Annotated in this window: 13 protein-coding genes; 7 read left to right on the plus strand and 6 right to left on the minus strand. The window is 64.5% G+C overall.

Going from position 1 to position 13,754, the window contains the following annotated elements:
• Positions 1-30: 30 nt before the first annotated feature.
• The 3 genes from AC1DEY_RS15575 to AC1DEY_RS15585 form a co-directional block, all read right to left on the minus strand.
• Positions 31-1,569, minus strand: coding sequence for an ABC transporter substrate-binding protein (locus AC1DEY_RS15575; protein ID WP_476868742.1), 1,539 nt, complete (start codon positions 1,567-1,569; stop codon positions 31-33).
• A gap of 103 nt (positions 1,570-1,672) precedes the next feature.
• Positions 1,673-2,575, minus strand: a complete 903-nt coding sequence (locus tag AC1DEY_RS15580) for an ABC transporter permease (protein WP_476868743.1) — start codon at positions 2,573-2,575, stop codon at positions 1,673-1,675.
• Positions 2,572-3,564, minus strand: a complete 993-nt coding sequence (locus tag AC1DEY_RS15585; RefSeq protein WP_476868744.1) for an ABC transporter permease — start codon at positions 3,562-3,564, stop codon at positions 2,572-2,574. Before AC1DEY_RS15585 ends, AC1DEY_RS15580 begins: the two co-directional genes overlap by 4 nt.
• A 456-nt stretch (positions 3,565-4,020) precedes the next feature.
• Here AC1DEY_RS15585 and AC1DEY_RS15590 point away from each other — a divergent pair, with 456 nt between their 5' ends.
• The 7 genes from AC1DEY_RS15590 (at position 4,021) to AC1DEY_RS15620 (ending at position 10,790) form a co-directional block, all read left to right on the plus strand.
• Entirely contained in the window at positions 4,021-4,896 is an 876-nt protein-coding gene (locus AC1DEY_RS15590; RefSeq protein ID WP_476868745.1) for an SDR family oxidoreductase, read from the plus strand.
• A gap of 81 nt (positions 4,897-4,977) precedes the next feature.
• A complete protein-coding gene (locus AC1DEY_RS15595) occupies positions 4,978-6,471 on the plus strand; it encodes an aldehyde dehydrogenase (protein ID WP_476868746.1) in 1,494 nt (497 codons plus the stop codon).
• A 37-nt stretch (positions 6,472-6,508) separates the two neighbouring features.
• Positions 6,509-7,801 carry a cytochrome P450 gene (locus AC1DEY_RS15600; RefSeq protein ID WP_476868747.1) on the plus strand — a complete coding sequence of 431 codons (1,293 nt, stop codon included), beginning with the start codon at positions 6,509-6,511 and terminating at the stop codon, positions 7,799-7,801.
• Positions 7,801-8,010, plus strand: a complete 210-nt coding sequence (locus AC1DEY_RS15605; protein ID WP_476868748.1) for a ferredoxin — start codon at positions 7,801-7,803, stop codon at positions 8,008-8,010. The genes AC1DEY_RS15600 and AC1DEY_RS15605 overlap by 1 nt, the downstream gene beginning before the upstream one ends.
• A complete protein-coding gene (locus AC1DEY_RS15610) occupies positions 8,007-8,420 on the plus strand; it encodes a Zn-ribbon domain-containing OB-fold protein (RefSeq protein WP_476868749.1) in 414 nt (137 codons plus the stop codon). The genes AC1DEY_RS15605 and AC1DEY_RS15610 overlap by 4 nt, the downstream gene beginning before the upstream one ends.
• Positions 8,413-9,561, plus strand: a complete 1,149-nt coding sequence (locus AC1DEY_RS15615; protein WP_476868750.1) for a thiolase family protein — start codon at positions 8,413-8,415, stop codon at positions 9,559-9,561. The genes AC1DEY_RS15610 and AC1DEY_RS15615 overlap by 8 nt, the downstream gene beginning before the upstream one ends.
• A 5-nt stretch (positions 9,562-9,566) precedes the next feature.
• Positions 9,567-10,790 (plus strand): CaiB/BaiF CoA transferase family protein, encoded by a 1,224-nt coding sequence (locus AC1DEY_RS15620; protein WP_476868751.1) that lies wholly within the window; start codon positions 9,567-9,569, stop codon positions 10,788-10,790.
• A 103-nt stretch (positions 10,791-10,893) separates the two neighbouring features.
• Here the strand turns inward: AC1DEY_RS15620 and AC1DEY_RS15625 are convergent, their stop codons facing one another.
• From AC1DEY_RS15625 to fdxA, 3 genes are read right to left on the minus strand one after another with little or no spacing between them, the layout of a single operon-like run.
• Positions 10,894-12,063, minus strand: coding sequence for a P-loop NTPase (locus AC1DEY_RS15625; RefSeq protein WP_476868752.1), 1,170 nt, complete (start codon positions 12,061-12,063; stop codon positions 10,894-10,896).
• Complete coding sequence (locus AC1DEY_RS15630; protein ID WP_476868753.1) at positions 12,063-13,406, minus strand: FAD-dependent oxidoreductase; 1,344 nt, start codon at positions 13,404-13,406, stop codon at positions 12,063-12,065. Before AC1DEY_RS15630 ends, AC1DEY_RS15625 begins: the two co-directional genes overlap by 1 nt.
• A gap of 2 nt (positions 13,407-13,408) precedes the next feature.
• On the minus strand, positions 13,409-13,732 hold the full coding sequence (fdxA, locus tag AC1DEY_RS15635) for a ferredoxin (RefSeq protein ID WP_476868754.1): 324 nt from the start codon (positions 13,730-13,732) through the stop codon (positions 13,409-13,411).
• Between the last annotated feature and the right edge of the window lie 22 nt (positions 13,733-13,754).

Raw genomic sequence — 13,754 nt, forward strand, 5'->3', positions numbered from 1 at the left:
GCGAGGAGGACCCGCGATGCCCCGGTTGGCTCAGGGCTGGAGCCAGAGTTCAGCGGCCGACGGCGAGGTGTAGCCGAAGACAGTGCCGCCATGGACCTTGTCGGAAGACAGCATCCCGTTGAGGTAGGACGTGTACAGGATGTACGGGTGCAGCTCTGAGAGCCGCTCCTGCACGATCTTGTACGCGTCTTTCTGCGCTTTGGGATCGTCCGAGAATCCAGCGTCAAGCGCCGCGTTCGTCTCGGGGTCGTTGAACCGGGAGTAGTTGGTGCGGTTGGCGGAGCCATTGAGCTGTCCCCAGAGCCTGGACCCGGGGTCGACGAACGCCATAGAGGAGGTGAGCGCCTGGTAGTCGCCCGTGGTGCCGACGACGCCCTGCTGCGATGTGTCCCGCTGGTCGGGGGTGACGGTGACGTTCTTGTACTTCTGGAGCTGTGACTGCAGCGCGTCGAAGACGATTTGCCCGCTGCCTGGGAAGACAGTGTAGGAAAAGTTCACCGGCTTGCCTTCCGCGGCGAGCTCGTCGAAGAGCTTCTGCGCCTTTTCAGGGTCGTGGGCAGTAAGCGGGATGTCCTCGTAGAGCGGTGAGTTTTCCGTGAACAGCGTTTTTGGGGCAGAGGGGTAGCCGCGCGTAATGGAATCCGACATTGCATTCAGGTCGAGCGCGTAGGCCAGTGCCTGACGCGCACGTACGTCATTGAAGGGCGCTTTCGCGTTGTTGAGCATCAGCCCGACGCCGCCGTTGAACTGGTATTCGACTTTCTTGAATCCTGCGGCCTCACCCTCGGCGAAGATGGAGGCCTCGCTGTTGAGGATGGTGTCCGCCTGGCCGGAGATGAGCGCGTTGAGGCGCTGTGCGTTGTCAGCAACGCCCTGGATTTCGAGGGCGTCCAGGTAGGGCTTCGGCGCGTCGTAGTAGCCCGGGTTCTTCTTCAGCTTGAGCGTTCCGTTGGGGACCCAGCTGTCAAAGAGGAACGGACCGGCGCCGATCGGGTTCTTGTTGAATTGCGCCTGGCCCTTCTCCAGCGCGGTGGGCGACGCAATCCACTGGAGCGCGTAGATGGGCATCAGACCCTTGAAACCCGGGTTTGGAACGGTCATCACGAGCTTTGCTGTTTGCTTATCGACGATCTCGATGTGGTCAATCTGGCTTGCGATGCCCGCACTCGCGGAGCCGAACTTCGGATCCTTCATGCGATCCCAGTTGTACTTGAGGGCGGCGGCGTCGAACGGTGTGCCGTCCGAGAACGTCAGGCCCTTTCGAGTGACGACTTCCCATGTTGCCCCTTTGTCAGGAGTGGAGAACGACTTGCAGAGTCCGCAGTTGTACTCGCCCGTTTCGGTGTTTGGGATCAGGAACTGACCGTACAGGGCCGTGTAGGTGAGCGGCATCGACGTGGAGCTGAAGACCTGGACCGGGTCGAAGCCTTTCGGCTGCGAAAACTCGAGGGCCCGGAGCGTGCCTCCCGATACCGGTGCGCCCGCGGGCGCACCGGAGCTTCCGGCGGTGTCCGCGCCGGCGCATCCGGCCAGCAGGACTGCAGTTGCCGTCGCGAGTGCGACGAACATGGATCTCCCCTTTGAAATCATGTTTCCTCTTTCTTGGTGCTATTGGGTGGAACGAGCGCCGCTGGGACCTCGACACGAAGACTGTGCCGGCGGGCCGCGGCCCTCAGTCCTGCAAGGTGCGGTCGAAGCGGTGGCGGAGGTGTTCTCCGCCTTGGTTCAGGGCGAAGACGGTGAGGAACAGCACGGTGGCTGGAACGAACACCATGTAGGGAGCCGTGCGAAGGTCGACGGCACCCGAGCTGATGAGCCCGCCCCAACTGGGAGTTGGCGGCGGAACACCGAGGCCAAGGAAGCTCAAGGAACCCTCGGCGACGATGAGTGCGGCGATGACGAGCGGCATGTAGGCAGCGAGTGACGGCACGACGTTCGGAAGGATCTCGCGGATGAGGATCCGGCCACTCGAGGCGCCCATGTTCCGCGCGGCACGCACGAACTCCCGGTTGGACCAGGCCATGGTGTTGGCCCGCGCCAGGCGCATGAACGTGGGCGTGCCGGCGATGGCGAGGCCCACCACCAGTACCGGAATGCTGGGCGAAAAAATGGCGGTGATCGCCAGGAGGAGAACGAGCACGGGGAACGACAGCAAGACGTCGGCGACCAGGGTGGTCACCCAGTCGGTCCCCTTGCGGAAGTATCCTGCGAGCAGCCCGAACACCGTGCCCAGGATGGCGCCGGACAAGCCTGCGACGACTCCGACCACCAGCGAGACCTGGGCGCCGTAGATGACACGGGACAGGAGGGACCTGCCCACCTGGTCAGTGCCAAGGAGGGTATTGAGCTCGCCGAGGCGCGGAGCCTGGCGTGGCGCTCCTATTGACTGGTCATACGGCGCGATGGGAAGAACCGGGGCAAACATGGCGAGCAGCACGATGAGCGCGATCCATACGTACGAAAACACCACCAGGATGGACAGTCGCTTGCGGGGCATCGAAACCCGGGGCGTTGCTACCGGCGTGCGCGCCGCGGTCTCGATGCCCCGTTCGCGCGGGATGGCTCTGGCAGTCATACGGCGGCCTCCTTCTTGGTAGTCGCTTTCGGCCTTCTCTGGACACGTGGGGCCCGCCGCACGCGTGGGTCGATAAGGCCGTACCCGACGTCCACGAGGGTATTGATGACCACGAACACGATGGCTATGAACGCCACGACCCCCTGCACAGTGATGACGTCTCGTTGGGCAATCGACTGGGTGATGAGTTGCCCGAGACCCGGGAGTACGAACAAGGCCTCAACGATGATGGTGCCGCCGATCAGCCGCGCGAGGCTGAGCCCGGAGACGGTCAGCAGCGAGAAGGAGGACGGGCGGAATGCATGCCTGAACAGCACATAAGCGCGCCCCATCCCCTTGGCCCTTGCGGCCGCGACGAAATCCTCGCGCAGCGTCCCAATAAGGTCTGCCCGGAGCACGCGGTGGAACGAAGCGATCTCCACGAGCCCTGCGGCCAGGGCGGGCAGGAACGCTGCGCGGAGGTTTGGCCCCAGGCCAGCCTCGATCGATGTCCAGCCGAGCGCGGGGAATCCCTTGAAGGTAATCGCGAACAGAAAGATCAGGAGCGGGCCCGCAACAAAGGTGGGTATCGACAGAATCACGGACGTGACAGCATTGATTCCGCGGTCGAGAGGGCTGTTGGGTGCGGTCGCGGACAACACGGCGAGGACCACGGCGACCGACAGCGAGATGATAAGTGCCAGCGCGGCGATCTCCAATGTGACCGGCAACCGCTCGGCAATGGACTGCGTTACGGAGCGGCCCGTAATGGGCGACGTTCCCAGGTCACCCCGGACGGCATGCCCGAGCCAATCGAGGTACTGCATAAAGAAAGGGCGATCAAGCCCGAGTTCGCGCTCAAGCGAAGCAATGTTTTCGGGGGTCGCCTCTTCGCCGAGCACGATCTGGGCAACGGAACCTGGCGAGAAATGCAGGAGCAGGCTCACCCCGAAGGTGACCAGCACGATCACGAGCGCCGCATAGCCCACTCGGCGCATTACATCAGTCATGAGACGGTCTACCGAAAGTACGTCCGCTTTCCAAGGCGGGCGTATCACCACCCTGGCGATCGGGTCGCGTATTGCTCATTTCGACTCCTTCGTCGTTTACTCCATGAATTGCAGCACCGGACGCCCTTGGATCGGGTCTGGAGATAGTCCGCGCCGCCGGGATTGCGCCGTCCTCGCGAGTTTGTCGCCTTAGACAGAACAGTCGTTGCGTAATATGGTTTCGGGAGTGAGTCTGCACGTTTCACAGCACTGCTGTCAACCCTCCCCCGGATAGCTGCGGCACCAGCGCACAGCGAGGCGAAGGACGCATTGACGCAGCATCGTACTGATGGCAGACTCGAGCTAGCGTTTCGCAATACAGACTCTTCGTTCTCTTGTAGGGAACAGAACCTCTCGAAGCAATTACGACAGACAATGATGTCGACCTGGCTCGCACCAGAAGAAGGAGTACACACAGTGACCGACTACCTCGGATATTCCGGCAAGACATGCGTTGTTACGGGAGCAGCATCGGGCATGGGCAGGGCCCTGGCTGAGATCCTCGTCGACCTGGGCGCCGAAGTGCACGCCCTCGACCGGGTCGAATCGCCCGTCGCAGGCTTGTCCGCGTCCATCGTCACGAACCTCGGCGACAAGGACTCGATCGACGCAGCCTTCGCACGGCTTCCCAAATCCATCGACCGGTTCTTCGGCGTCGCGGGTGTGTCGGGCGTCCACACGGACTTCCTGGAGACCGTCACGATCAACTTCATCGCCAACAAGTACATCGCCGACACGTACCTCGTCGACCGCGTCGTCGCTGAGGGATCGCTAACGTTCGTCACCTCGAACGGTGGCCTTCGGTGGGATCGTCCGGACGTGCGCGAGGAGACGGCAGCACTCATCCATGGAACGAGCTGGGATGAGCTCCTCGGTCTCGCGAAGGGAATCGACGCCGAGCTCGGTGGCATTCCCGGATCGCTGGGCTACATCCTGTCCAAGCGAATGCTGAACCTCTGGGTCGCGGAAGAAGCCGTGAAGTTCGCGGACCTGCGGAAGATCCGCATCAATGCCCTGCTGCCCGCCATGACCATCTCCGGCATGTTCGACGAGTTCGCGGAGATGAAGGGCGGCCGGGAAGCAGTGGACGCCGATCTCGGGCCCGCCGGCCGCCTCGCGGAGTCGGTGGATATGGCGCGCGCACTCGTCTTCCTCGGTGGCGATCTCGCGAGCTACGTCTCGGGCGCGCACCTCTCGGTCGACTTCGGCATGAACTCAATGGCACTCGCCGGCCTCGCCCCGGACCGGACCACGTGGACTCTGCGGGGAGTCCTCTCCAAGCAGTCGGCGTGAGCAGCTGAGCACCACACACCCGCAGCACCCGACACCTTTCGGTACAGAATTCACAAGACTTTCAGAAAACAGGAGACCAACATGGCTGACGTACTCGTCGAGCGGGGCGCCCCGGTCAACATCCGGCACGCTGACCGCCTCTTCATCAACGGGGAATGGGTGCTTCCCACGATCAACTCCGGCTTCGACATCATCGACGCCGGCACAGAGGAGGCTTTCTTCCGTGTCGCGGAGGCAGGGCCCCTGGACATGGATGCGGCAATCACCGCCGCCCGATACGCGTTCGACCACTCCCCATGGCCGTTCCTCGAACCGCAGGTGCGTGGTGAGTACCTCCGCAAACTCGGGGCGGGCCTGCGCGCGCGTTCATCGGAGACCGGGACGTTCTGGTCACGGCAGGCCGGCGTGCTGTTCTCCATGTCGCAGATGGCCATCACCCGGGTATCGAACACCCTCGACTACCACGCAGACCTCGCGGCAACGTATCCGTTCGAAGCCCTGGCGACACCGGAGTTCGCCCCGTTCGGCGTCGTCGTGAAGGAACCGATCGGCGTCGTCGGCGCGATCGTGCCTTGGAACACGCCGCTGTCGCTCGCGATCCACAAGCTGGCCCCGGCCCTTCTCGCCGGCTGCACCGTTGTCCTGAAGGCACCCCCTGAGGCGCCGGGCGAGTTGTACGTGCTGGCAGAGATCGCCGAAGAAATCGGCCTGCCACCCGGCGTGCTCAACGTCGTGACCGCGGACCGCGAAGTTTCCGAGCAGCTCGTGCGTGACCCGCGCGTCGACAAGATTTCGTTTACGGGGTCCAGCGGTGTGGGCCGGCGGATCGCCTCGTTGGCCGGCGAGCGGGTGGCCCGGTACACGCTGGAGCTCGGCGGAAAGTCCGCGGCGGTCATCTTCGACGACTACGACATTGAAACCGCCGCCAAGACCCTCTCCGCCGCGGAATGCTCGCTCAACGGCCAGGTGTGCATGTCGCTGACCCGCGTGATCGTCTCGAAGGCGCGCCACGACGAGATGGCGGAAGCGCTCGGATCCATCTTCGGCTCGGTGCGGGTCGGAGACCCGTTTGAAGCGGACAGCCAGCTTGGTCCGCTGGCGCTCGGACGCCAGCAGGAGCGCGTGCTGGGGTATATCCAGAAGGGCATCGACGAGGGCGCGAACCTGGTCACCGGCGGTCACCGTCCTGCACACCTCGAGCGCGGCTTCTACGTTGAGCCCACCGTCTTCGCGAATGTTGACAACAACTCGACGATCGCCCAGGAGGAGATCTTCGGCCCGGTCCTGTCGGTCATCGCTGCCGACAACGAAGAGCACGCGGTTGAGCTCGCGAACGCGACCGTCTACGGACTTAACTCGGCCGTGTTCACGAACGACAATGACCGGGCATATTACGCGGCCCGCCGGCTTCGTTCCGGAACGGTTGGCCACAACGGTTTCAAGACGGACCAGCTGATGGGCGTCGGTGGCTTCAAGCAGTCCGGCGTGGGCCGCGAAGGCGGCTTGCAGGGCCTTCTCCCCTACCTGGAATCGAAGACGGTACTGCTCGACGGCGCCCCCTCACGCTTCCAGTGACCCTCCGCGCTGCCCGCACAGACAGAAAGACAGACCTATGACAACCACTGAGATCGACCCCACCGAGGTCGACTTTTTCACCGACCCCAACGTCGCATCCAAAGCCGAGCCCTACTTCGACCACATGCTCGCGAACCACCCGGTATTCCGGGAGCCCAAGTATGGCGTCGTCATTGTGACCGGCTATGAAGAGGCCCTGCAGGTCTACCACCAGCCCGAGGTGTACTCCTCGATCAACCGGGTGGGCGGTCCGGTCATCGACCTTCCGGTCGAACTCGTAGGCGACGACATCACCGAGATCCTGGAGAAACACCGCGAGTACTTCGGCGCCAGCGACCAGATCGTCACCTTCGATCCGCCCGTGCACACTGACCACCGCGCCATCCTCATGGGCCTCATCACCCCCAAGCGGCTCAAGGAGAACGAGCAGTTCCTCAAGGACACCGCGGACCGGTTCCTAGACGAGCTCATCCCCAGGGGGAACGCAGAGTTCATTTGGGACTATGCGAAGGGCTACACGATCCTTGCCGTCGCCGATCTCCTCGGCGTCCCGGTGGAAGACCACCAGATGCTGCTCGATCTGCTTGCCTCGGCACCGGGACCGGTGCTCGGCAATCTCGAGCTCCAGATGAGCAACCACCAGACCGGCCTCGAGAAGATGTACGACTACTTCATCGCGAAGATCGTGGAGCGGCGCGACGACCCCAAGGACGACATCCTGACCGGAATGGCCGTGGCGACCTTCCCCGACGGCTCGCTCCCCGAGCCAATCGAGGTGGCACGCATCGCCGCGAACCTCTTCTCCGCGGGCCAGGAAACGACCGTTCAGCTGCTTGGCATCTCGGTGGCACGGATCGCAGACAACCCCGAGGTCCAGAACCTGCTGCGCAGCGAGCCCGCGCTCATCCCCAAGTTCCTTGAGGAGACGCTCCGCATCGAGGCGCCGATTAAGGGATCGTTCCGCATCACCAAGACAGCGACCAGCCTCGGCGGACTCGATCTTCCGCCCGGCACCAACGTCATGCTCCTGCATGGCGCGGCCGGCCGCGACCCGCGGGTATTCGACAACCCCGAGGACTTCGACATCCTGCGCGCCAACGCGCGCCAGCATCTCGCTTTTGGCCGCGGAATCCACACCTGTCCGGGTGCGCCGCTGGCACGGGCCGAGGCCGTCTTCTCCATCCAAAGGCTCCTTGAGCGCACGAGCAGCATCCAGGTGAGCGAAGAGCACCATGGACCGGCTGGAGCGCGGGAGTGGGACCTGATCCGCAGCTACAAGTTCCGTGGACACACCAAGCTCCACCTGACCTATACTCCGGCAGGGTCCTGATGTCCGCGAAGCTCAGCGTTGACCGGGACCGCTGCATGGGGTCAGGCCAGTGCACTTTCTACGCCCCGGCCACCTTCGATCTCGACGATGACAGTATTGCCATCGTCGTCGACGATCACGGCGATGGCGACGACAAGATCCTGATGGCAATAGAGGTCTGTCCGACGCGTGCCATCGCGCGGGCCAATGGGGAAGGAGATCACACGTGAAGACGGAGTCCGCAGCGAGGGTGTCAGTGGTCATCGCCGACATGGAGACCGATGAGCTGCTCAGCACATTCCCCGAAGGGCCAAGGCTCCTGGGCACCCGCTGCGGTGATTGCGGCCGGGAAATGATCGGCACACGGGTGGTCTGCAGCACGTGCGTCAGTTCAAACGTCAGGACCATAGCCCTCCCCTCGACGGGAACCCTATACTCATTCACCCGCTTGCACGTGGGCGGGGAAGGCGTCCGCCCAATGGGCTACGTCGACCTCGACAACGACGTGCGCACGCTTGCCGACATCCGCGAAGGCGACACACCCCTTGAGCCGGGCATCCGCGTCGAGCTCGGCGTGGAGGGCGACACCTGGTTCTTCGCACGCGCAGCCGGCGAGACGAAAGGGCAACACCATGACTGAAAAAGTTTTCGTAATCTCAGCCGCGATGATTCCGTTCGCGAAATATCGCACATCCTCATACGTCGGTCTCGCTGTGCCGCCGCTCATCGACGCACTGCGCAGCGCGGGCGTCGATAAGTCCGATGTCGATGCAGTCTACGTCGGACACTCCTACGGAGGCATGATGACCGGGCAGCGGATCTGCAAGGAAATCGGTCTCGGCGATGTGCCCACGGTCAACGTCGACAACGCCTGCTCGAGCGGTGCAACCGCGATCCACGAGGCCTCGACAGCCATAGCCCAGGGGCTGGTGGACATCGCCGTCGTCATCGGTGTCGAAAAGCTGACGCAGTTCGGCGGCGGCGCGTTGCCGCTCTCCCCGGAAGACCGCGAGGTGAAGCAGGGCATCATCATGCCCGCCGTCTACGCCATGCGGGCCACCCGGTACCTCTATGAGACAGAGGCGACCGCCGAGGACCTCGCGCTCGTCAGCGTCAAGGCCCGCAGGCACGGGGCGCTGAACCCCTTCGCGCAGTTCCGCAAGGAAGTAACCGTCGAAGAGGTGCTGGCCTCCCGCGCAGTGGCGGACCCGCTCACGCTGTTAATGTGCTGCCCCACCGGCGACGGCGCCGCCGTCGTCGTCCTCGCTTCCGAACGTGCCCGGAAGCGGCTCGGCACCTCCGGCGGGATGCGCATCGCGGCATCAGTACTGCACTCCGGTCATGTTGAGGAAGGCTTCCGCGACATGACCAGGCCCGACATCAGTTCCCGATCCGCCCAGGACGCGTACGAGCTCGCTGGCATCGAACCGAAGGATCTCGACATGATCGAGCTCCACGATGCATTCTCCATCGCCGAGCTCGTCTACTACGAGGCGTTCGGGCTCGCGAAGCGTGGCCACGCGGCCGATCTGATTCGTGACGGCAAGACCACGTTCGGCGGTGACGTGGTGGTAAATCCCAGCGGCGGACTGCTGTCCAAGGGCCACCCGGTGGGGGCAAGCGGCGTCGCCCAGGTTGCCGAAGCATTCTGGCAGCTCAACGGCCAGGCCGGCGGCAGGCAGATTGACGATGCGCGCTGGGCGATGACACACGTGACCGGCGGTGGCACCGCCGGCCTGGACCACGGCGCCTGCACCATCCACATCTTCGAAGCAGCATGAGCGCCATGACAGAACGGCCGCTCAAAGGAATCCGGGTCGTCGACGTCACGACATTCCTGTCCGGCCCGTCGGCCACGCAGCTCCTGGGCGACCTGGGGGCGGAGATCATCAAGGTGGAATCCCTCGAAGGCGACTCCAGCCGGGCTATCGCGGGCCCGAAACTGGGTGGTGAGAGTGCCTACTTCCTGTCCAACAACCGCAACAAGCGCAGCATCGCCATCGACCTCAAGTCGCCGCGGGGGCTCGATGTCATGCGCGCACTCATCGCGGATGCCGACGTTGTGATCGAGAACTTCCGGCCAGGGGTCACGAAGCGGCTGGGGCTGGCGCCCGAAGTCGTCCTCGAGAAACATCCTGCCTTGATCTGGGCCTCGATCAGCGGATTCGGTCAAGAGGGCCCGCTGCGGGACCGGCCCGCCTACGACATGGTGGTCCAGGCCCTGAGCGGCGTCATGAGCCTCACGGGGCACCCGGGCTCCCCCGCCGCCCGCCTCGGCATCCCCGCCGGCGACGTGGTGGCGGGGCTGTACGCGGTCATCGGAATCCTCGCCGCCCTCCACGCCCGGAACGACACCGGCCGCGGCGGCATGGTGGACATTTCAATGCTGCGCGGCCAGCTCGCGATGTTGTCCTACCAGGCCCTGTATACGTTCATCAACCAGGTAGCTCCGGAACCACAGGGTGCCGCACACGACTCGATCGCGACGTACCGTTCGTTCCGCGGCGGAGACGGCCGGGAGTTTGTGGTCACCGCGAACACGCCGCGCATGTGGGAGGGCCTCTGCCACGTCCTCGCGCTCGACGATCTGATCATCGACGAACGCTTCGTCGACGCCGCGGGGAGGCTGCAGAACAAGGAAGCTCTGTGGGCCATCCTGGAAGAACGGGTCTCGGAGAAGCCCGCGGCGGAGTGGGTGGACCTGCTGACCTCGGAGTCCGTGCCGGTGGCGCTCGTCAAGAACGTGCTTGAGGCGCTCACCGACGCGCAGAATGCCGACGACGGCTCCCTCGTCACCGTGAGCAACGGCCTCCACACGTTCGAGAACGTCGCGACGCCTATCCGCTTCGTTGACGGCGTCGACATCGCGCCGACGTACCCGCCCGAGTTGGGCGCGGATACCTTCGACATCCTGCGCAACCGACTCAGGCTGAGCGAGGAAGTCATTGCTTCACTTGTGGCCGACGGAGTTGTGGGAGCAGCCAAGGCCGTGGTGGAACGGGTGAGCTAGGACGCATCACCAGATGCAAAGTGGGGGCCCGTCCATGACGGGCCCCCACTTCTTTGCTTAGGCATTATTTGCCGGACCGGCGTGTGTTGCCTGGCGGAACCATTCAGCCCACGGAAAGCGGCAGCTTGCGCCCGGCGAGCCCGCGCGGTCGCTTGGCAATAAGATCCGCCAGCCCGGCAAATGCGAGCGCGGCGGGATCGTTCTGCTGTTCCATAGCCACCGGGATGCCCTCGTCGCCGTGGGCCCGCAGCACCGTGCTGAAGGGGATGGAGGCGATCCGTGTGATCGTCTCGTCCTCGGTGGACAGCGCCGCGGCAACGGCATCGGCACCTCCTGCGCCGAACGGCTCAAAGGTCGAGCCGTCGGCAAGACCCACCGGGGACATCGTCTCGACGACGCCGATGATGCGCTGGCCGAGTTGCCGGGCGAGCTGGCCACTGCGTACCGCCACTCCGGCAGCCGCCGGCTGTGGTGTGGTGACCACGAGCACGTCGGCGTGCGGAAGCAGATGCCCCACCGAGATCGCCACATCGCCCGTACCCGGTGGCATATCGACCAGCAGCACGTCGAGGTCTCCGAAGAACACATCCGTGAGGAACTGTTCAAGTGTTTTGTGCAGCATCGGACCACGCCACGAGATGGCGGTGCCCTCGGCCCCTTCACGTAGGAACATGCCGATCGACACTACTTTTACCCCGTGAGCGACCGGGGGCAGCACGAGTTCACCGACGCGCGTGGGCCGTGCGATCCGGCCATCCGGCGCCACGAGACCCACAAGCCCGGGGATCGAGAAGCCGTACACGTCGGCGTCGATGAGCCCCACGCGCAGGCCAAGGTGGGCCAACGCAACGGCCAGATTCGCGGTGACCGTGGACTTACCGACGCCGCCCTTGCCGCTCGTGACAGCGATGACCCGGGTGAGGGAGTCGGCCGTGAAGGTGGTGGTGGCACGCGGCTTGCCGTTCCGAAGCCGTGTCACCATGTCGGCCCGCTGCTCGTCCGTCATGACCCCGAGCTCGACGTTCACGTCATGGACTCCGGGCACTGCCAGCACGGCGGTGCGCACATCGTGCTTGATCCTGTCAGCTGCCGGGCAGCCGACGATCGTGAGCAGGACGACGACGGCTGCGACGCCGTCGCGCACGGCGACGGCGTCGATCATGCCCAGGTCGGCGAGCGGCCTGCGGAGCTCCGGGTCGATGACGCCGCCGGCGGCGGCGCGGACGGCGACCTCGATCTGTTCGCCGGTACCGGACTGGGCTGCCTGGGTCATCAGGCGTCCACGCCGGTCCCAAGGGCGACACGCAGCATCTCATCGCGGTCGTGGAGCTTCACGCGCTCACGCCCTACCGATTCGCCTGCGGCGACCTCGGCGGCGTCGATCGTTTTCCAGGCCGCCCAATCAACCACGTGAACGCCGCGGGACTCGAGCAGAGCGTCGACGTCGGCCGCTGTTGTGGCCGTTGAGACGCGCCCAGACGCGGAGACGTCCTCGAGGAGCGATGTCACGGTGTCCAGTGCGCAGCGCCGGTTTGTGCCCACGACGCCGGTAGGCCCGCGCTTGATCCACCCGGCGATGTACACCCCGTCCACAACGCCGTCGCCGTCGTGGACGCGGGACTCGACGTGGGGCACCGTGTGGGTCATCTCGTTGAACGGCAAGCCGGCGAGGGCCTTTCCGCGATACCCCACCGAGCGGAGCACGAGCTGGGTGTCAAGGGTTTCGGTGACTGATGGGTCGCTGGTCTGGGCGAGACGGATCGCCGTGACGGTCCCGTCTTCACCGAGAAGCTCCACCGGTGAACGGTCGAACACGAACCGTACGCGCCGGTCGCGGCCGAGCACTCCACGGTCCACCGCCTTCCTGAACGAACTAAACAGGCGCTTCGCGGCGGGATCCGAATCGAGGTGCGCCTGCTCCTCGGAGGTGAGCAGGAGATCTGCAGGGTCGATGATAACGTCACAGCTCTCCACCTCGAGAAACTCCAGGAATTCCTTGTTGGTGAACTTGGCGAAGGCGGGGCCGCGGCGGCCGACGATGACCACCTCCCGGAAACTGCTCGCGGCGAAGGCGTTGACGATGTGCTCGGGCACGTCGGTGGCCCGAAGCTCCTCGACGTTGAGCATCAGCATCCGCGCCGCATCGAGGGCGACGTTGCCGACGCCGATGACCACCGCGCGCTGACCGCTGAGGGTGAACGACTGCGGGTCGCTGTCCGGGTGTCCGCCGTACCATGACACGAATTCGCGCACGGCATGGACGCCTGCCAGGTCTTCGCCGGGGATGCCCAGGGACCTGTCGAGCGGGGCCCCGGTCGCGAAGACCACGGCGTCGTAGTGGGCGCGTATTTCGTCGAGCGTGATGTCGCTGCCCACCAGCACGTTGCCCAGGAACCGAACGCCAGGCGTCTCTTCGAACACCTCGGCGAACGAGGTGGTGATGGATTTGATGCGCGGGTGGTCCGGCGCCACGCCATAGCGCACCAGACCGAACGGCGCCGGGAGACGCTCGAAGACGTCCACCTCGATGGGAGATTCTGATTCCTCGGTGAGGAGCTGGGCGGAGTACGAGCCCGAAGGACCCGAGCCGATGACGGCGACCCTGAGTGCAGCCATGGTCATTGCCCCCCACGTCGGGAGAGGGCGAGGATCTCGTCAACATCGAACGCGATCTTGCCGGCCTTACGGCCACTCTTGGGGGTCTGGATCCCGGCGAAGAAGCGTTCGTTGAGTTCGATGTACTGCTCCTGATCGCTGGGGAGCTCGGCGTCGTAATAGATCGCTTCGACGGGGCACAGACTGACGCAGGCCCCGCAATCGATGCACAGGTCCGGATTGATGTAGGTCATGCGGCCGCCCTCGAAGATACAGTCGGCCGGGCATTCCTCCATGCAGCTCTTGTCCTGGACGTCGACGCAAGCTTCGGTAACCACGTAGACCATAATGACTTCCTCTCTGTACTTC

This window comes from Arthrobacter sp. 05T47, from assembly GCF_056395825.1.